Here is an 18777-nt window from a genome sequence, read left to right as displayed (position 1 = left end):
ACCGCCGGCTCCCGTCCTCGGCCGGCCCCCACCGTTCGCGATCCAGGAAGAGATCCGAGATGTTCCTGCGCCTCTACGCAGCCCTCGTGTTCGTCACCGTCTGCCTGCCCGCCGCGCTCCTGCGCAAGGTGACCGGCACCTCCCGATTCAGCCCCCGCGCGCACCGCGCCCCGACCGCTTGGGAAATGTAGTGTCCAGCGTCCTGTACAAGAACATCGGCAAGCAGCCCGTCTGGGCCGACAGCGGTCACGGCGTCTGGCTGGAGGACCGCGAGGGCCGACGCTACCTCGACACCTGCGGCGGCGTGGCCGTCTCCAGCCTCGGCCACCGCCACCCCCGCATCGCCGAGGCCCTGGAGCGGCACTCCCGGGACCTGTCCTGGGTCCACGCCGGCAGCTTCACCACCTCACCGGCGGAGGAGCTCGCCGAGCTGCTCGTCGGCCAGTCCGGGGGGCTGTCCCACGCGCAGTTCCTCTCCGGCGGCTCCGAGGCGATGGAACTCGCCATGAAGATCGCCTACCAGTACCACTGCGAGCGCGGCGAGAGCGACCGGCAGGTCTTCATCGCCCGCCGCCAGAGCTTCCACGGCAGCTCGCTGAGCACCCTCGCGATCTCCGGCAACAGCCAGCGCCGCTCGGTCTTCGAACCCCTCCTCGGCCCGGCCGAGTTCGTCTCGCCCTGCTACGCCTACCGCGACCAGGCGGAGGGGGAGACCGAGGCGGACTACGCCCAGCGGCTCGCCGACGAACTCGACGCGCGGATCCGGCAGACCGGCCCGGGCCGGGTGGCCGCCTTCGTCATGGAGACGGTGGTCGGCTCCACCAACGGCGCCGTGCCGCCCGTCACGGGCTACCTCGCCAGGATCGCCGAGGTGTGCCGCCGCCACGGCGTGCTGCTGATCCTCGACGAGGTCATGGCGGGCATGGGCCGGACCGGACACCACTACGCCTACCTGGAGGACGGCGTGGTGCCCGACATCGTCGCCGTCGGCAAGGGACTGGCCGCCGGGTACCAGCCGATCTCCGCGGTCCTCCTCTCCGCCTCCGTGCACGACACGCTGGGCAACGGCTCGGGCGTGCTCCAGAACGGCCAGACGCACGTCAACCACCCGCTGGCCTGCGCCATCGCCCTCGAAGTGCAGCGCACCATCGTCGACGAGGACCTGCTGCCCCAGGTACGGGCCCGCGGCGAGCAGCTCCGCAAGGGGCTCCGGGAGCGGTTCGCCGACCACCCGCACGTCGGTGACGTCCGCGGCCGCGGCCTCTTCACCGGGGTGGAGTTCGTCCAGGACCGGGAGAGCCGCGCACCGCTGCTCGGCGGGGCGGGACTCGTCGGACGGATGAAGAAGGAGGGCCTCGACCGCGGCCTCCTCCTGTACCCGGGACACGGCACGGTGGACGGCTCGGCCGGCAACCACGTGCTGTTCGCCCCGCCGTTCGTGGTGACCGAGTCCGACATCGACGCGATGGTCGAGCGCTTCGGCGAGGTCGTCGAGGCGTGCCTGTGAACGCCGTCGCGCACACCCCCGCCGCCCTGTTCACGGGACTCAGCGCCTTCCCGCTGACCCCCCTCGGGGACGGAGGCCTGGACGAGAAGGCGTACGCCGGTCTGGTGTCCCGGCTGGCCGCCGCGGGCGTGGACTCCGTGGGCGCGCTCGGTTCCACCGGAAGCTACGCCTACCTCGACCGCGCCGAACGCGCCCGCGCCGCGAGGATCGCCGTGGACGCCGCGGCCGGCACACCGGTCATGGTCGGCATCGGGGCCCTGCGCACCTCCGACGTCCTGGCCCTCGCCGAGGACGCGCAGAACGCCGGTGCGAGCGCGGTGCTGCTGGCCCCGATGACGTACCAGGCCCTCTCCGACGACGAGGTCTTCGGCCTGTACGAGGACGTCACGCGGGAGCTGTCGGTACCGCTGTGCGTGTACGACAACCCCGGCACCACCCACGTGGACTTCTCCCTGGAGCTGTACGGCCGGATCTCCCGCCTGCCGAACGTCGGCTCCCTCAAGATCCCCGGCGTGCCCCATGGCCCGGACCGGGCCAGGGAGCACGTCGCCGCCATCCGCGAGGCGATCCCCGACACCGTCACCATCGGCGTGAGCGGCGACTGGGAGGCCGCCGCCGGCCTGAACGCCGGCTGCGACGGCTGGTACTCGGTCGTCGGCGGGCTCCTGCCCGAGGCGGCCCTGGCCGTCACCCGTGCCGCGGCCGCCGGCGACGCCGAACGCGCCACCCGGCTCTCCGACGGACTGGAGCCTCTCTGGGCCCTGTTCCGCGAGCACGGCAGCCTGCGCGTGATGTCGGCCGCCGCCGAGCAGTTCGGGCTGGTTTCCGAGGGGAACCTGCCCCGCCCGGTCCAGGGGCTCGCCCCCGCGGTACGGCGGGAGGTGGCCGCCGCGCTCGACGCCCTCGGCCTCGCCCGCCCCGCCGCGGGCACCCCCTGAACCCCACCGAGACACCCTGAACAACCCAAGGATGATGACCGCCATGTCCGCGCGAGCCCGACTCACGCCACAGATGCAGGACTACGAGGCCAAGTTCACCGACGGCGGGGACGTCCGCTGGCTTCCGTACCTCATGTACTTCCACCCCGCCGGCCACCGCTCCACGACCGTGAACACCGACTCCGTCGGCTTCCGCTACGCGACCACCGCCGACGGCCGGCCCGTCTCCGTGGCCGACCACGAGGGCATCGACTCCGTCCGCCTCCTCGCGGGCAGCTCCACCGTCTTCGGCATCGGAGCCGCCGGCGACGACTGGACCCTGCCGTCCCGTCTGACCGCCCACGACCCCCGCCCCGAGCCCTGGCTGAACTTCGGCGGCCGCAGCTTCAACTCCACCCAGGAGCTGCTGCTGCTCACCCTCTACCGGCACCTGCTGCCCAAGGTCGAGGAGATCGTCCTCTTCTCGGGGTTCAACAACCTCGGTCTGGCGCGCCAGCCGCAGTCGCGGCGCGGCGACCACGGGGCCTTCTTCAACGCCGGCCAGTTCTTCGACGCGCTGCCCGCCGAGGCCGCCGACTCCCCCTCGGTGTTCCAGCGGCTGCGCGGCATCGGCGCCTCCCGCCCGGAGCGGGACGAGGCCGTCCCGTCGATGGAGGAACAGCTCGACTACGCCACCGACCTGACCCTGCGCCACCTCCGGCAGTGGCAGACGGTCGCGAAGGACCTGGGCGCCAAGCTCACCTACGTCCTCCAGCCGCTCGCGGGCTGGGTCCGCCCGACGGGCTCCCCCGAGGAGGAGGAGATCTTCGCCGAGCTCGACGCCATCGGCGGCTTCACCGCGACCTACGGCGACATCCTGCGGACCGAGGTCAACCTCGACTACGCCGCCCGCATCGAGACCGGTGCGAAGGAGATGGGCGTCGGCTTCGTCAACCTCAGCCCCGTGCTCGCCGACGCGATCACCGACGACCAGTGGCTGTTCGTCGACCGGATCCACTTCAACGACGAGGGTCACGACTTCGTCGCCAGGAAGCTGCTCCAGCTCCTCTAGGCGGCCGGGCCCCCGCGCCCTCTCTCCGCCCGCACGGCCCGCAGGGCCAACACGGCCCGCACGGCACCCACGGAACTCACGGAACCCACGGAGTCACACCCCATGACATCCCTCCTGTCCTTCTTCCGGCGGATCTTCGGCTCGTCCAAGAAGACCAAGCCGGATTCCTCGATCTACCCCATGTTCTAGGAGGCACCCCGACATGGCCCACGTAGTTTTCGTCGACAGCACCGGCCCCACCCTCCCCGCCCTCGAATCAGCCAAGGACATGGGCCACTTCGTGACCTTCGTCCAGCCCGGGGACGCCTCCGCCCTCAAGCTCGGCAAGACGCCGGAGGAGCGTCTGCGGGCGGCACTCGCCCACGCCGACCAGGTCGTCACCATCGACCACCTGGAGGCGGACCTCCTCGACGCCCTGAAGAAGATCCACGCCGACCGGCGGATCGACGCCGTCCTCACCACCTCCGAGCCGGCCGTCGTCCCCACCGTCAAGGCCGCCGAGGCCCTCGGCATCCGGACGACGTCCGTACGGTCCATGGAGACGGCCGTCACCAAGGACCGCTGCCGGGACGCCCTGAAGGCCGCCGGCATCCGCTCGGCCCGCCACTTCCGCGTGGAGACCCGCGAGGAGGCCCTCGCCGCCGCCCGCGACCTGGGCCTGCCGGTCGTCATCAAGCCGAGCCGCAGCGCCGGCAAGGAGGGCGTGGCCATCGCCCGTACCGAGGACGAGGTCACCGCGTACTTCGAGGAGCTGCCGGCCTCGCGGGAGGCGCTGAGCCGCACGCTCTCGACCCTGGTCAGCACCGAGCTGCTCATGGAGGAGTACGTCCAGGGCGTCCTGCACTCGGCGGAGATCGTCGCCAACGGCGGCGAGATCGAGATCTTCATGATCGCCCGCCGCGAGCAGGCCACGCACAACGCCCTGTACGAGGTCGCGGCGGTCCTGCCGGCCGGTCTGGACAGCGCGGAACAGGCCGACGTCAAGGACTACATGCAGGCGGTGTTCACCGAACTCGGCCTGACCGTCGGCCTCTACCACGTCGAGTTCATCATGACCGCGGACGGCCCGGTCCTCGTCGAGGTCAACGGCCGGATCATGGGCGGCATGGCGCCGTTCGTCTACCGGCACATCACGGGGGACGACCCGTTCCGCCTGCTGGTCCAGGAGCACCTGGGCGAGGAATTCGCCGTCCAGCAGCCGCCGTTCGGCTCCGCCGGCATCTCCATCGCCCTCGGCAGCGTGACCGGCGGCGTGCTCCCCGAGGGCGTGGAGGAGCGGATCGAGCGGATCAAGGAGAAGCACGGGCCGATCGCGTACTCCCTGAACCTCAGCAGCGGGCAGCACATCCCCAAGCAGATGGGCAACTTCACGGTCTTCGGCTTCTGCTGCCTCCCGGCGGAGACCACCGAGCAGGCCAGAGCCCGCGGTCTGGAACTGATCGCGGATCTGGAGGAAGCCCTCGGGTTCGAGATCGCGAAGTACGCGCTGTAGCGCCATCGGCGAGGACACAGGAGAGATTGTGGAAGCAACAGGCATGCCCGGAGGAAGCACCTCGGGTGATCAGTGGGAGCGCTTTCCCGCGGCGGTACGCGAGGCGCTGACCCAGCACGCGGCGGCCCGGGTCGCGGACGTGCACGACGGGATCTCGGGATCCAAGGGCCCGTGGCGGCCCCTTCGGCCGGTCTTCCTCGACCGGGACCACTACGCCGAGCTCGGCGTGGTGTCGCAGCGCCTGATGCGGCTGGTCCTGGAGGCGTGCCGGCGCCGGGCGGGCACCGTCCGGGAGCTGCTGGAGGTCCTCCGGGTGCCGGCGGAGGACACTCCTCTGCTGCGCCAGGACGACCTCCTCGGCGACGACCTGCTCGTCTCCGCCCGGCCGGACATCGTCTACTCCGCCGGCGTGCCGCTGTTCGTCGAGTTCAACATCGACGGCGCCATCGGCGGCACGCTCCACGCCGATCTCCTGGCCCGCCGTTTCCACCAGGTCTGCCAGGACCTGGACGGCGAGGGGACGCCCGTCTTCAGCGCCCCCGACTCCGCGGTCGACGCCCGGTCCGCGGTCATCCGCTCGTCCCTCGGTCTCCCCGAGGGAGCCCGTGTCGTCATCCCCGCCTTCAGCAAGGGGACGCCGCCCGGTCTGGAGAACGCCGAGGCGTTCATCGCGTGGATGGCCCCGATGTGCGAGAGCGGCCGTCGTCACGGCCTGGACACGGTCGCCTGCGCCATGGACGACCTGACCACCGACGAGACCGGCCGGCTGACGTTCGACGGCAGGCCCGTGGACGCCGTGTTCCGGCTCTTCCAGGGGGACCAGCCGCCCAGCCCCGGCCTGGACGCCCTGATCCGCGCCGTACGCGACGACCGGGTCGGGATGCACACCGACGAGGCGGCCTGGCTGCTGAGCGACAAGACCACGCTGGCCTGGCTCTGGGCCGACGCGGAGCTCCTCGACGCCGCCGACCGGCGGCTCGTCGAGACCTACGTGCCGTGGACGGCGCTGCTGTCCACGCCGGGCGTCATGGACGAGGAGCTGCTCGCGTACGCCCGTGAACACCGGGCCGAGCTGGTGCTCAAGCCCACGAGCGGGTACGGGGGTTCCGGCGTCCTGCTCGGTCCGACGGTCTCGGACGCCGAGTGGGAGGCGGGTCTCGCCGCGGCGGCGCGGGCGAGCCACCCGTACATCATCCAGCGCTTCGCCGAACCCGACCTCATCACCATGGACTTCTCGCACGCCGAGACGGGCGCCGTCGAACGCGCCGAAGTCCCCTTCGTGCTCGGCCCGTTCCTCTTCGGCGGGCGCGCCACCGGCGTCCTCGTCCGGCACGGCGTCCCGGCCGGCGGGCAGGTCCTCAACGCCAACCACGGAGCCCGGATGAGCTCGGTCGTCCTCGTGGACCGGCCGTGCTGACCCTCCTCCGGCCCAGCGCCGCGCACACCGACAGGAAGCCGCTGGGCAAGCCGTTCCGCATCTACCAGTCCGCCGTGGTCAGCTCCGACCTCGCCGACGGCATCTACCGCATCGCGACGCCCCTGCTCGCGCTCGGCATCACCCGCTCGGCGTTCGCCGTCGCGATGGTCGGCCTCGCGGTCCGGCTGCCGTGGCTGGTCGCGACCCTGCCCGCGGGCGTCGTCGCCGACCGCTACGAACCCCGCACGGTCATGCGCTGGGCCTCGGGGCTCCGGCTGGTCCTGATGACGGTGATGTGCCTGCTGGCCGTGTTCGACCGGCTGCCGCTGTGGCTGCTCGCCGTCACCGCCTTCGCGATCGGCTGCGCGGGCACCTTCGTCGACGTCGCCGCGCAGTCGGCGCTGCCCCGGCTGGTCGACAAGGACCAGCTGCCCCGCGCCAACTCCTCGGTGCAGTCGACCCAGATGTTCCTCGCCCAGCTCCTCGGCCCGGCCCTCGGCGGCTTCGTCGTCGCGCTCGGCTCCGGGCAGGGCCTGGCCACCGTGGCCGCGCTGTACGCCGTGACCGTCTGGGCCCTGGGACGCCTCCCCGGCGGAACCGTGCCGGACCCGGTGACGGCCCCGGCGCAGCCCCCCGCCGGCGCCACGAGCCCCGCCACGGCCCCCGCCAAGGGCAAGGTGTCCTTCAAGGCGCTCGTCTCCGAACTGGGCGAAGGGCTCCGCTACTTCCGCGGCCGTCCCGACCTCGGCAGGCTGGCCGTCGCCGCCGCCGCGAACAACCTCTCGTACTCCATGTGCCTGACTCTCCTGCCCCTGTGGGCGGTGGCCCCCGGCCGGCTCGGGCTCTCGGAGACGACGTACGGCCTGCTGCTCTCCTGCCTCGCCGTCGGCAGCGTCCTCGCGGGTCCGCTGACGGGCCGGCTGGTGCGGCGCTTCGGGCAGCAGCCGCTGATGCGGTACGGCGGCCCGGTCCTCGGCCTGTGCTTCCTGGCCCTCGCGGTGCCGAGCGTGCCGGTCGTCGCGGCGGGACTGTTCTGCTACGGCCTGGTGGTCATCGTGTGGAACGTGTCGATCGTCTCGTACCGCCAGACGACCATCCCGGCGGCCCTGTTCGGCCGCGTCAACGCCGCCTACCGGTGGATCACCTGGGGCGTCTTCCCGCTCGGTTCGCTGATCGCGGGAACCCTCGCCGCGACCGTCGGCCTCTCCTGGGTCTTCCTCGCGGCCGGAGCGGTGCCGCTCCTCGCGGCGGCGGCATTCCCCGCCAACGCCACGTACGTCGAGAAGGAGACATCGTGAAGATCCTGGTCATCAACCGGTGGAAGCTGGCCACCACCACGTATCTGAAGTGGCTGGGGCCCGGCCACGAGGTGGTGCTGCTCTCCTCGGCCGACGGGGTGAGCGCGGACCCCGACAAGGCCCGGGCCGAACTCGCCGGCTACACCGACGCGGTCGTGCTGCCCGACTTCCACGGCAACCCGCTCGTCGAGCAGACGGCGCTGGAGCTGCACGCCGCGCACGGGTTCGAGGCGGTCGTCGCGACCTCCGAGTTCGACCTCCTGCGGGCCGCGCGGCTGCGGGCCGCCATGGGGGTGGCCGGGCAGACCGTCGAGAGCGCCGAGGCCTTCCGCGACAAGCTGCGGATGAAGCAGACGCTCGCCGCGGCCGGGGTGCCCGTGGCGCCGTTCGCCGCCGTCCCGGACGCCACCGCGCTCCACTCGTTCGCCGCCGAACAGGGCTACCCGATCGTGGTCAAGCCCCGGCGCGGCGGCGGGTCCATGGGCGTGGAGGTCCTGCGCGACCCCGCGGAGCTCGCCGACTACGCGGCCCGCCACCCCGAACTGGGAGGGGACGACGGGGCTCCGCTGCTCGCCGAGCGGTACATCGAGCACGAGCTGTTCCACGTCGACGGGCTCGTCGCGCACGGGAAGCTGGTCTTCACCTCGGTGTCCGCGTGCGGATCCTGCCTGTCCTACCGGGACGGCGTGGGCGTCACCAGCGCGATGCTGGACGCCGACGACCCGCTGACGGAGCCCCTGCGCGAGCTGACCCTGCGGACCGTCGAGGCGCTGCCCACCCCGGAGTCCTTCGTCTTCCACGCCGAGGCGTTCCTGACCCCGCAGGGCGACCTGCTGCTGAACGAGATCGCCTCCCGCGTCGGCGGAGGAAAGATCTACGAGGCGTGCAAGCTCGCCTACGGCGTGGACACGGTCGCCGCGTGCGTGTACGCCGAGGGAGGCGGGTTCCCGCCGCCCGAGGCCGTCGAGTCGCCGGACCGCCTGGCCGGGTTCGTCATCTTCCCCGGCCGGGCCGGCACGCTCGACGAGGCACCCACCTCGTGCCCCGTCGACGGAGTCGACCAGTACCGCCTGACCGCGGAGATCGGCAGCGACCTGGGCGACGCGGCGCACAGCAGCGCGCACATCGCCTCCGCCGTCGTCCACGGTGCCTCGCACAAGGACGTACGGCGGGCCCTGGACGACGTCGTGCGGTGGTTCGACGAGTCCACGGTGATCACCCCCCACCCGGAGCAGCTGTGAGCGGGCGCATCCTCGTCGTCGGCTGGAAGCCCGTCGTCGAGGACGCCCTGGAGCGCGCCGGCATCCCCCACGTCACGCTCGTCGAGACGGCGAAGTACCCCGGCGTCCGCTTCCGGGCCAATGCCGACCGCGTCCTCCTTCCCTGCGGCGACATCACCTGCGTCGAGGCGCTGCTCGGGGCCCTGGACCGGTCGGACACCCCGGTCTCCGACCTCGTGGCCGTCTGGACCGCGGACGAGTTCGCCCTCGTCGCGGGAGCCGCCCTGGCGCAGCTCCTCGGCCTGAGGTCCTGCACCGACGTCACCACCGCCCTGCGGTTCCGCGACAAGTACGTGCAGAAGCGGACCGTCGCGCGGGCCGGAATCCCCGTCGCCGACACCGCCCTCCTGGCGTCCCTCGACGACCTCGGCGATCCGCGCGTCGCCCTCGTCGGGCTGCCCGCGGTGATCAAACCCGTCGCGGGGGCCGGTACGTCGCACACCTATCGCGTGGACACGCCCGAAGACCTCAGGGAGCGGCTCGGCACGCTCCTGGAATCCGACCCCGGCGCCGGACCGTTCCTGCTGGAATCGTTCGTCGCCGGCCGGGAAATGCACCTCGACGGCTGCCTGTTCGAGGGGCGTCTCACCGCTTTCGCCGCCTCCCGCTATCTCACCAACAACCTCGACATCCAGGCGGGCGGCATCAACGGCTCGTACATGCTCGACCCGCGAAGGGACGAGGACGTGTACGCGACCGCGGAGAAGTTCGCGCTGTCGTGCCTGGAGGCCCTCGGTCTCACCGACGGCGTCTTCCACATGGAGGTCTTCGCCGGTGACGACGGACTCTGGTTCTCGGAGTGCGCGGCACGGGCGGGCGGCGGCGGAATCATCGAGGTGTTCCAGGCCAAGTTCGGCCTGAACCTGGTCGAGGAACACGCCAAGGCCGCGGCGGGCCTTCCCCCCGGGATCCCCGTCGTCTCCTCCGACGCGTTCGGCTGCACCCTCCTGCGCGCCCCCCAGGGGACCGCGGTCAGCGTGCCGACCGTCGACGAGCTCCTGGCCAGACCCGGCGTCCTCCAGGGGACGGTCGACCAGGTCGTGGGAGCACCCACCCCCGACATGACCAAGAACACGGTCCGCAGAGCCGGGTCCGCGATCGTCCGCGCGGCCACCGAGGGGGATGCGGTCGACCGCATCCGCTCCCTCCGCTCGTGGTTCGCCGAAGCGGTCGTGACCGAAACGGCATGATGTAAACGAATACGGAGAACGACCATCATGATGTCCAAGAAGACCGTAGGGTCCCTTTCCTTCGAACCGGGATTCCCCTCGGTCGTCCAGTTGGTCGACGAGGAACCGACGCCGGCCGCGATCCTCGCGAAGATCGACTCCGAGCAGCGCGAGACGGTGGAACGTCTCATGGCGGAGACCGGCGCGGTGCTCTTCCGCGGATTCGACGTCCTCTCGATCGACGAGTTCGAGGACGTCGCCCGGAGCCTCCTCGGCGACCTCGCCGCGTACAAGGGCGGAGACGCCCCGCGCCACGCGGAAAGGGGGCTCGTCTACAACGCCTCCGGGCCGGACAGGACCCGTGCGGTCCGGGCCCACAACGAGCTCTCCTACGCGCCCTGGCACCCCGAGCGGCTCGTCTTCGGCTGCAGCGTCGTGGCGGCGGAGGGCGGGGCCACCACCATCGTGGACGGCCACCGCGTGTACGCGGCCCTTCCCGCCGAGGTCCGCGAGGCCTTCCGGGACCGCGGCGTCACCTACATCCAGCACCTGCCGAACGCCGCCGGGGACCCCAGCGGCATCAAGTCCTGGCCGGAGACGTTCGAGACCGACGCGCGGGACGACGTCATCGCGCACTGCCGGTCGAGCTACACGACCGCCGAGTGGACCCCCCTCGGCCTGCTCACCACCAACCGGACGCCCGGCACCGTCGAGGTCGGCGCGGACCGGCGCCAGTCCTGGTTCAACCAGACCCACATCTGGCGGAAGGACCCCAGCACCGTTCCGGACGTGACGGACATGGAGCGCTGGAAGACCTGGATCGGCTACGGGGCGACCTTCGGCGACGGCACGGAGATCCCCACCGCGTACATGGAGCTGGTCCGCACCACCCTCGAAGAGTGCGAGGTGGCGGTGGAGTGGGAGGCCGGTGACGTCCTCCTGGTCGACAACCGGGCGGCCATGCACGGCCGCCGGCCCTACAGCGGCGACCGCCAGGTCTTCGTCGCCTTCGCCTGATCCCTTCGCCTGATCCCTTCCCCCCACCCTCACACCCCCCACTCCCCCCACCCCCGCTTGGCCCCTGCCCGGTGCCGGGATCCCCGTCGGTTCGCCGTCGGCCACCCGGCACCGGTGCCGGCCATGCCCGGAAGACCTCACCGGAAGACCTCAAAGGAGTACCCCCATGCGCACCCTGCCCGTCGTCGAGCTCACGCCCGACGATCAGCGGCGTCTCGCCGAACTCGTCGAGACGGTGCTGGAGAACTGCCCGGGACAGACCGAGTTCCGCTATCTGTCCTACGTACGGCAGCAGTTGGACATCCGTACCGAGCTTCCCTACATCATCGAGGCCTTCGCCCACTCCGACGGGGACGCCGTCCACGTGCGGAACCTCCCGCAGTTCGACGACGTCGAGCGGAGCAAGATCCTCTGCCTGCTGCTGGGCGAGGCGATCGGCGCCTGCGTCGCGTACGCCGAGTACAACCACTCGTACATCACCGACATCCGGCCCACCACGCTCTCCTCGGAGAAGAGCTCCGGCGTCGAGCTGCTGAGCATGCACAACGACCTGGCCTGGGCGAGCGACAACTGCCGCCCCCGGACGCTGGTGCTCGTCCCGCACATCGCGTCCGGCGAGGTGCCGAAGACCCTCCTGGCCCCGGCCCGCGACGTGCTGGCCCTGCTCGACGAGGAGACCAAGGACGTCCTGCGGACCCGGCAGTTCGAGGCCCGCTCGGGCTCGGCGCTGTCCTGGGGACACGAGCGGGTACGCCGCATGGAGCTGCTCGTCGAGGAAGAGGGCAAGCCGCCGGTCGTCCGGCTCAACTTCGGCACCTACACCCCGGCCGCCGGTCTCTCCCCGGCCGAGGCGGAGCGGGCGTCGCAGGCCCTGACCGACCTGAGCCGGGCCGCCCTGGAGGTCGGCCGTCGCCTCGGCATCTCGATCCGCAAGGGCGAGTCGGTGCTCATCCCGAACGACCACTGCGTGCACGGCCGGGACACCATCCAGCCCGACAAGTGCGAGCGACTGCTCCTCCGCTCCTACGTCCTGCCGGACGCGGTGGCGGCGCGCCACGGCAACACCATGGTCCACCTCAGCAGCTAGACAAGGCGGTTCACGCGATGTCCGACATCGTCATCATCGGAGCGGGACACGTCGGCCTCACCCTGCTGGCGGACCTGGAGCTCACGAAGTCCCACCACGGACTCACGGCGCACCTCCTCTCCCTCGGAGACCCCGCCTCGATGCGGGAGCGCAGCAAGGACTGGACCCGGCTGGTCATGGAGAACCTCATGACCGGTGCGGAGGAGACCTGCGCACTGTCCGAGAACCAGTTCGCCTCGCTCTGGAGCGAGGAGGGCCGCCGCGTCCTGGAGAACGCCGGCACCGTCGTCGTGACGGTTCCCGACATACCCAAGCTCAGACTGGAGCTGCTGGAGCACTTCGAGCGCACGGTCGACCTCGCCGGCAAGGTGATCGTCTTCGTGCGCGGCGGCCAGGGCGGACAGCCCGTCCTCGCGCAGTGGATCAGGGACTCGCCCGGTCTGCGGGACACGTCGATCATCCTCGTCGAGGACTCGTTCTACGGAACGCGCGTCATCGGTTCGAGGATCCAGTACAAGCGCAAGATCTCCGTGAACGTGTCGGTGTACTCGCTCGACCCGGACACGGCGCTCGACCGGCTGCGCCGGATGTTCCCGCTCGGCGAGCGGATCGGCCGGCCGTCCTGGCCGGACATGCGCGTCTGCGACGGCATCGACCTGCTGTTCAACCCGCTCGGCTACATCATCCACGTGGGCGTGGCGCTCGATCCCCCGAACCTGGAGAAGACGCGCGCGGGGATCCGCTACACGCACTACATCGACGGCATCTCGCCCGAGCTCGCCGCCCGGCTCGACCTGCTGGACAGGGAGCGCGTGCTGCTGGCACGGACGCTCGGCGCCGAGGCCCAGACGTTCCCGGAGATCATCCAGCGGCAGTACGGGCTCCCCGCCCAGGACACGTTCTACGACATGATGCAGTCCTGCCGCGGCATGTACCGGTCGCTGTCGAGCGGCAGCATCCCCGAGCTGCGGGCCTCGCGCGTCGTCCTGGAGGACGTACCCGCCTTCCACACGATCCGCTGGCTCGCCGGGACGGCCGGGCTGGAGATGCCCCACACCGAGTCGTACTTCGACGACGTCCAGGCGGGGCTGCGGGAGATCGGGGCGGACCCGGGCTCCTGCACGACGTACCTCCCGTACCTCGACCGGATCGACGGCGGGGTCGAGGACGTCCGGCAGCTGCTGAACCAACCGCATCGCGCCCCCGCGCTGAGCATGTCCTGAGGCTCCGCGGCCCACGCGTGTCAATCGAAAGTTGAATTCCGTCATGTCTCAGCGCGTCCGCGACGTCCTGGTTGTGAACCGTCGCCGGCAAGAGCTAGTCACCCGCATCCTGCAGGATCCGAGCCTGCGCCTTTCCCTCGTCACGGAGCCCGGCTGTCTGCCGGACTATCCGGACACGGCCGGCATGGAGTCGGTCACCCTCGTCGAGAACGTCCAGAACCTGGACGAGGTCAGGCACGCCACCCTCGGCCTGATGAACCGCTACACGTTCGACGCCGTCGTCGCGCCGGCCGAGAGCTCGATCCCCACGGCGGGCTACCTCCGTAGCTACCTCGGAATGCCCGGCATTCCCTTCGACGTGGCCCACGCCTTCTGCAACAAGAACGCGATGAAGGCACGGCTCCGCCGGGCGGGACTGCCCGTCGCGCGCTGCACGCTGGCCCCGTCGGCCGAGAGCGTGGGGCCGTTCCTGCGCGGGCACGGGCTGCCGGCGGTGATCAAGCCCGCCTGGGGGGACGGGGCGGCCAACGTGCACGTGGTGCGCGACGAGTCCGACATCGCCGCCATCAGCCGGCCCGACGGCCCGCTCCTCAGCAACGACGAAGCGCCCTTCCTGATCGAGGACTTCGTCGAGTTCGAGGACGAGTACCACTGCGACGGGCTCGTCCACGACGGCGAGGTGCGGTTCGTCTCCGTGTCGAAGTACACCCGCCCGCCCCTTCGCGGGAAGGGCTCCGTGTTCGGGTCCCACACCCTGCCGGCGGACGGCGACGAGGCGAGGGAACTCGCCGAGCTGCACGGCGAGGTCGTCCGGGCCATGGGGCTCTCCGACTCGGTCACCCACCTGGAGGTCTTCCGGACCCGGGACGGCCTCGTCGTCGGGGAGATCGCCTGCCGTCCGGGAGGCGGGGGAATCCCGCAGACCCTCCGGCGCGCCTACGGCTTCGACGTCTGGGAGCACTTCCTGGCCACGGAGCTCAACAGGCCGCTGGAGTGGACTCCGGAGCCGGCGGAGGGCATCTTCGCCTTCCTGATGTTCCCGGTCCGCCCGGGCGTCGTGAGCCGCGTACCGGGCCCGGACGTGTTCGCGGACTTCCCCGAGGTCGAGAAGGTCGACATCAAGATCGCGCCGGGCGCCCGCATCTCCGGGATGCTCTACTCCACGAGCATGGCGGGCATGGCGCACTGCCGGGTCGACTCGGTCGACCGGATCCCCGGCCTGGTCAGCGCGCTGGAGAAGCGGTTCGTCGTCGAGTACGAGGACGAGGGCGACGAGCCGGGACCGCGGGCGGAGCCGAGGCCGTGACCAGCGAGGTGGCCTCCGCCGACGTCGCGCGGGAGGACGGCGCCGAGGAGAACCGCCCGCGCGGTTCGATGCGGCACTTCTGGATCTTCACCGGCGCCTCGGCCGTCTCGAAGCTCGGCAACACGTTCCTGAACTTCGCCATGCCGTGGATCCTGCTCTCGGTCACCGGCTCCGGAGTCATCGCGGCGCTGGCCTTCGGCGTCCAGCTGGCGCCGTACGCGCTCTCGCCCGTTCTCGGTGTCGTCGTCGACCGGTTCAACCGGCGGCGGGTGTTCATCTGGTGCGAGGTGGCGCAGTGCGTCATGGTGGGCCTGCTGCCGCTCATGATCTCGGACGACACCGTCCTGCCGGTGCTCGCGCTGCTCTTCCTGATCGGATGCGGCGGCCTGACCTCCGAGTTGACGAGCGACTTCGGGCTGATTCCCGCCCTCGCCCCGGCCGACGGCCTGGCGAAGGCGTACAGCAGGTACACGACCACCATCTCGCTGGTCCGCTTCGTGGGGCCGGCCGTGGTCGGTGTCGTCATCGGTTCACTGGGCCCCTCGGGCGCGCTCTGGATCGACGCCACCACGTTCCTGGTCACGGCCGCCGCCGCGATGTCGCTGCCCGCGCACACCGCCGCGAAGGGCGAGACGGGCGACTTCCGCGAGATGCTGGCGCAGGGCCTCAGCTCCTTCTGGCACCTCAGGAAGGTGCGGCGGCTCACCGCGGCCATGGCGGTCTACAACCTCGGCGCCGGAGCCGTACCGACGGTGCTCGTCGTCATCGCGCAGACGCGCTGGCACTGGAGTCCCGAGACCACGGGCGTCGTGCTCGGTCTCGGTGCGCTGGGCGCCGCCGCCGGCGCGTGGGTCGCTCCGCGCATCGCGAGCGAGCGCGGACTTCAGCAGCGCATCGGCATCTGGTTCGGGGTCTGCGCCCTGGGGGGCGTGCTGCTGCTCTTCGGACAGCCGATCGCGCTGGTGACGGGGTTCTTCCTGTCGTCGATGGGCGCGGGCGGCATGAACGTCACCACGAACGAGTACCGGTTCAACGCGATCCCCAACGAGCTGCTCGGCCGGGTCAACGCGGTGATCCGTGCCGCCGTCATCAGCGGCGCGGCGCTGTCCTCCGTGATCCTCGGCTACACCGTGTCCCTGGACGACCCCTTCGTCTGGATGGCCCCGGTCGCCGTCGGCGCGCTGATCGCCACGGCCATGTGGTCCGCGCAGAGGGCCCAGGACCCTCCGCGCCCAGAACTCCGAACTTCGAACTCCGAAATCTGAACTCTTCACTACCCCAAGGGAGTTTTCCTTGATCACCACCGCGCTGGACAACGCGTACCGCCGGTACGCCGCGAAGCGTCCGATCAGCGAGCAGCGGCACGCCCGGGCCAGGACGTACCTGCCGTCGGGAACCACGCGATCCGTGCTGGACTTCGACCCGTACCCGTTCACCGTCGCCTCCGCGGCCGGCTGCCGGCTCACGGACGTCGACGGCCTCGAGTACCTCGACTACCTGGGCGACTACAGCGTCGGCCTCGCGGGCCACAACCCCGCGGCCGTACGGGAGGCCCTCGCGGCCGTCCTGGAGAAGGGGTGGTCGTTCGGGGCGGTCGCCGCGGAGGAGGCCGAGGTCGCGCGGATGCTGTGCGAGCGGTTCGAGTCGATGGATCTCGTACGCTTCACCAGCTCCGGCACCGAGGCCAACCTGGTGGCGATCTCCCTCGCCCTGAAGGCGGCCGACCGGAACAAGGTCCTGGTGTTCGACGGCGGGTACCACGGCGGCTTCCTCAGCTTCAGCCGCGGCCGCCCGTCGCTGAACGTCCCCTTCGACGCCGTCATCTGCGACTACAACGACCTGGACTCCGTGCGGGAGGCGTTCGCGCAGTGGCCCGAGCAGATCGGGTGCGTGCTGCTGGAGCCGATGCTCGGGTCCGGGGGCCGGATCCAGGCGGACGCGGACTTCCTGGAGGGGATCAGGACGCTCTGCGACGAGAACGGCTCCGTGCTCGTCTTCGACGAGGTCCAGACCTCCCGCATGTCGTACGGCGGCGGCCAGGCCCTGCTCGGCGTCCGTCCGGACCTGACGACGCTGGGCAAGTACATCGGCGGCGGTCTCGGATTCGGCGTCGTCGGCGGCGCCGAGAAGCTGATGCTCCAGATCGCGCGCGGCGGGGAGCGGTCCTACGACCACTCGGGCACCTTCAACAACAACCGGTTCTCCATGGCGGCCAGCTCGGCCATGCTGGGCACCGTCCTGACGCGGTCGAGCCTCGACGCGCTGTTCGAGCGCGGCGAGGACCTGCGCAAGCGCGCCGACCACATCCTGCGGGAGCACGGCTTCCAGGCCACCGGCTGGGGGTCCCTCATGGGCTTCCACCCCACGGACATCCCCATCCGCCGCGCGTCCGACCTGGCCGGCCTGGACAAGCGACCGGTGGAGCTCCTGTTCCACGAGATGCTGGAGCGGGGCGTCTACACCGGCAAGAGCGGCTTCGCCACGCTGTCGCTGCCGCAGACCCCGGAGACCGACGACCACTTCCTGACGGCTCTGGAGGAGTCCGTCCGCGTGGTCGCGAAGGTCGGATTCTGAGATTCCCCGGGTCCGCCGTCCCGGTCCTCCCGCCCGGCTCACGGACCGGACGGGAGGACCGGCGGGCGAACGTGCCCCCTACCGTGAGGACATGAGGATGAACAGGAACGCTGACGTCAGCGTGGAAGCGATGCTTGAGGACCTGCGGACGCTCGTCGAGGTCGAGTCCCCGTCGCGTGATCTCGACGCCCTGAGCAAGTCGGCCATGACGGTCGCGGCGGTCATCGAGAGCAGGCTGGGCGGGCAGGCGGTCCTGGTGGAGAGCGGGGCGGGACCGCACGTCCACTGGTCCGGCGGTGGCGAACCCCGGGTGCTGATCCTCGGTCACCACGACACCGTGTTCCCGCTGGGCACGCTGGCGCGGCGCCCCTTCCAGGTGGTGGACGGGCACGCGACGGGCCCCGGGGTCTTCGACATGCTCGGCGGTCTGGTCCAGGCCGTGCACGGGCTGGCGGCGCTGGACGACCTGTCGGGCGTGGAGATCCTGGTGACCGCCGACGAGGAGGTCGGTTCCGGTTCCTCGCGGGCCCTGATCGAGGAGCGGGCCCTCGCGTGCGGCGCCGTGCTGGTCTTCGAGGGTGCCGCCGACGGCGGCGGCCTGAAGACGGGCCGCAAGGGGTGCGGCACGTTCGACGTGACCGTCAAGGGGCGGGCGTCGCACGCGGGTCTCGAACCGGCGGCCGGGGTGAACGCCCTGGTCGAGGCGGCCCACCAGGTCCTGGACATCACGGCGCTGAGCCGGCCGGAGATCGGGACGACGGTGACGCCGACCGTGGCGTCCGCGGGGACCCTGGACAACGTGGTCCCCGCGGAGGCGACGGTGGTCGTCGACGTCCGCGTCGAGTCGGCCGAGGAGAAGGAGCGGATCGAGTCGGCGTTCGCGGCGCTCGCTCCCCACCTGGCCGAGGCGGAGATCACCGTACGGGGGGCCGTGGGACGGCCTCCGATGCCGGAATCGGCGTCGGCGGAGCTGTTCGCGGTGGCGCGGCGCCTGCTGCCGGGCATCGAGGGCAAGGCGGTCGGCGGCGGCAGCGACGGCAACTTCACGGCCGCCCTCGGGGTGCCCACGCTCGACGGCCTGGGCGCGGTCGGCGGCGGCGCCCACGCCGACCACGAGTACCTGGTGGTCGACGCGATGGCGGAGCGGGCGCACCTCGTCACCGGACTGGTGAACGCGATCCGGGACTCCCGCGGGGCGTGAGCCCCCAGGCCTCGTCGGGGGCCGACTTCCACCAACAGACGACGTGTTCGCGGCACCGGCCGCTCAAGGAGTTACGCAATGGGTGTCATGACCGTCCTTCCGCATCGCGGCAGGGACGAACCGCGAGGAGCGCACGTGGGCCTTGTCGTGCAGAAGTACGGCGGCTCCTCCGTTGCCGATGCCGAGGGCATCAAGCGCGTCGCCAAGCGGATCGTCG

The 18777-nt window shown here is 71.3% G+C and carries 16 protein-coding genes; all 16 read left to right on the top strand.

Annotated elements, in window-relative coordinates; genetic code table 11:
- The first annotated feature begins 59 nt into the window (after nucleotides 1–59).
- Nucleotides 60–191 (top strand): hypothetical protein, encoded by a 132-nt coding sequence (locus tag ACFC0Z_RS23770; protein WP_260146133.1) that lies wholly within the window; start codon nucleotides 60–62, stop codon nucleotides 189–191.
- Nucleotides 191–1507 carry an aspartate aminotransferase family protein gene (locus ACFC0Z_RS23765; RefSeq protein ID WP_376441371.1) on the top strand — a complete coding sequence of 439 codons (1317 nt, stop codon included), beginning with the start codon at nucleotides 191–193 and terminating at the stop codon, nucleotides 1505–1507. Before ACFC0Z_RS23770 ends, ACFC0Z_RS23765 begins: the two co-directional genes overlap by 1 nt.
- Nucleotides 1498–2445 (top strand): dihydrodipicolinate synthase family protein, encoded by a 948-nt coding sequence (locus ACFC0Z_RS23760; protein ID WP_376441368.1) that lies wholly within the window; start codon nucleotides 1498–1500, stop codon nucleotides 2443–2445. Before ACFC0Z_RS23765 ends, ACFC0Z_RS23760 begins: the two co-directional genes overlap by 10 nt.
- A gap of 43 nt (nucleotides 2446–2488) precedes the next feature.
- Nucleotides 2489–3496: an SGNH/GDSL hydrolase family protein gene (locus ACFC0Z_RS23755; RefSeq protein WP_376441365.1), complete on the top strand. Its 1008-nt coding sequence runs from the start codon at nucleotides 2489–2491 to the stop codon at nucleotides 3494–3496.
- Between the two features lie 202 nt (nucleotides 3497–3698).
- Nucleotides 3699–4988 carry an ATP-grasp domain-containing protein gene (locus tag ACFC0Z_RS23750; RefSeq protein WP_376441363.1) on the top strand — a complete coding sequence of 430 codons (1290 nt, stop codon included), beginning with the start codon at nucleotides 3699–3701 and terminating at the stop codon, nucleotides 4986–4988.
- A gap of 43 nt (nucleotides 4989–5031) precedes the next feature.
- Entirely contained in the window at nucleotides 5032–6405 is a 1374-nt protein-coding gene (locus tag ACFC0Z_RS23745) for a hypothetical protein (RefSeq protein ID WP_376441360.1), read from the top strand.
- A complete protein-coding gene (locus tag ACFC0Z_RS23740; RefSeq protein ID WP_376441357.1) occupies nucleotides 6399–7703 on the top strand; it encodes an MFS transporter in 1305 nt (434 codons plus the stop codon). The genes ACFC0Z_RS23745 and ACFC0Z_RS23740 overlap by 7 nt, the downstream gene beginning before the upstream one ends.
- Nucleotides 7700–8944, top strand: coding sequence for an acetyl-CoA carboxylase biotin carboxylase subunit family protein (locus ACFC0Z_RS23735; protein WP_376441354.1), 1245 nt, complete (start codon nucleotides 7700–7702; stop codon nucleotides 8942–8944). The genes ACFC0Z_RS23740 and ACFC0Z_RS23735 overlap by 4 nt, the downstream gene beginning before the upstream one ends.
- On the top strand, nucleotides 8941–10173 hold the full coding sequence (locus ACFC0Z_RS23730; RefSeq protein ID WP_376441351.1) for an acetyl-CoA carboxylase biotin carboxylase subunit family protein: 1233 nt from the start codon (nucleotides 8941–8943) through the stop codon (nucleotides 10171–10173). The genes ACFC0Z_RS23735 and ACFC0Z_RS23730 overlap by 4 nt, the downstream gene beginning before the upstream one ends.
- A gap of 27 nt (nucleotides 10174–10200) precedes the next feature.
- Nucleotides 10201–11169, top strand: a complete 969-nt coding sequence (locus ACFC0Z_RS23725) for a TauD/TfdA family dioxygenase (RefSeq protein ID WP_376441349.1) — start codon at nucleotides 10201–10203, stop codon at nucleotides 11167–11169.
- A gap of 166 nt (nucleotides 11170–11335) precedes the next feature.
- Nucleotides 11336–12256 carry a TauD/TfdA family dioxygenase gene (locus ACFC0Z_RS23720; protein ID WP_376441345.1) on the top strand — a complete coding sequence of 307 codons (921 nt, stop codon included), beginning with the start codon at nucleotides 11336–11338 and terminating at the stop codon, nucleotides 12254–12256.
- A 17-nt stretch (nucleotides 12257–12273) separates the two neighbouring features.
- Nucleotides 12274–13479, top strand: a complete 1206-nt coding sequence (locus tag ACFC0Z_RS23715) for an NAD/NADP octopine/nopaline dehydrogenase family protein (RefSeq protein ID WP_376441341.1) — start codon at nucleotides 12274–12276, stop codon at nucleotides 13477–13479.
- Nucleotides 13480–13663: 184 nt separating this feature from the next.
- Entirely contained in the window at nucleotides 13664–14785 is a 1122-nt protein-coding gene (locus tag ACFC0Z_RS23710; protein ID WP_376441339.1) for an acetyl-CoA carboxylase biotin carboxylase subunit family protein, read from the top strand.
- Nucleotides 14782–16050: an MFS transporter gene (locus ACFC0Z_RS23705; RefSeq protein WP_376441337.1), complete on the top strand. Its 1269-nt coding sequence runs from the start codon at nucleotides 14782–14784 to the stop codon at nucleotides 16048–16050. The genes ACFC0Z_RS23710 and ACFC0Z_RS23705 overlap by 4 nt, the downstream gene beginning before the upstream one ends.
- A gap of 28 nt (nucleotides 16051–16078) precedes the next feature.
- Complete coding sequence (locus ACFC0Z_RS23700) at nucleotides 16079–17359, top strand: aspartate aminotransferase family protein (protein WP_376441335.1); 1281 nt, start codon at nucleotides 16079–16081, stop codon at nucleotides 17357–17359.
- A 91-nt stretch (nucleotides 17360–17450) separates the two neighbouring features.
- Entirely contained in the window at nucleotides 17451–18560 is a 1110-nt protein-coding gene (locus ACFC0Z_RS23695) for a M20 family metallopeptidase (RefSeq protein ID WP_376441332.1), read from the top strand.
- Nucleotides 18561–18777 lie beyond the last annotated feature (217 nt).

This window comes from Streptomyces sp. NPDC056144 (assembly GCF_042264145.1).
Taxonomy (GTDB): domain Bacteria; phylum Actinomycetota; class Actinomycetes; order Streptomycetales; family Streptomycetaceae; genus Streptomyces.
The sequence above is the reverse complement of the archived record's forward strand: the minus strand, read 5'-3'. Positions and strand labels throughout refer to the sequence as shown.

Excerpts from the sequence above, each read along its gene's own strand:
- ACFC0Z_RS23770 (WP_260146133.1), top strand. The coding sequence starts at position 60 with ATGTTCCTGCGCCTCTACGCAGCCCTCGTGTTCGTCACCGTCTGCCTG.
- ACFC0Z_RS23755 (WP_376441365.1), top strand. The coding sequence starts at position 2,489 with ATGTCCGCGCGAGCCCGACTCACGCCACAGATGCAGGACTACGAGGCC.
- ACFC0Z_RS23750 (WP_376441363.1), top strand. The coding sequence starts at position 3,699 with ATGGCCCACGTAGTTTTCGTCGACAGCACCGGCCCCACCCTCCCCGCC.
- ACFC0Z_RS23745 (WP_376441360.1), top strand. The coding sequence starts at position 5,032 with ATGCCCGGAGGAAGCACCTCGGGTGATCAGTGGGAGCGCTTTCCCGCG.
- ACFC0Z_RS23725 (WP_376441349.1), top strand. The coding sequence starts at position 10,201 with ATGATGTCCAAGAAGACCGTAGGGTCCCTTTCCTTCGAACCGGGATTC.
- ACFC0Z_RS23720 (WP_376441345.1), top strand. The coding sequence starts at position 11,336 with ATGCGCACCCTGCCCGTCGTCGAGCTCACGCCCGACGATCAGCGGCGT.
- ACFC0Z_RS23715 (WP_376441341.1), top strand. The coding sequence starts at position 12,274 with ATGTCCGACATCGTCATCATCGGAGCGGGACACGTCGGCCTCACCCTG.
- ACFC0Z_RS23710 (WP_376441339.1), top strand. The coding sequence starts at position 13,664 with ATGGAGTCGGTCACCCTCGTCGAGAACGTCCAGAACCTGGACGAGGTC.
- ACFC0Z_RS23695 (WP_376441332.1), top strand. The coding sequence starts at position 17,451 with ATGAGGATGAACAGGAACGCTGACGTCAGCGTGGAAGCGATGCTTGAG.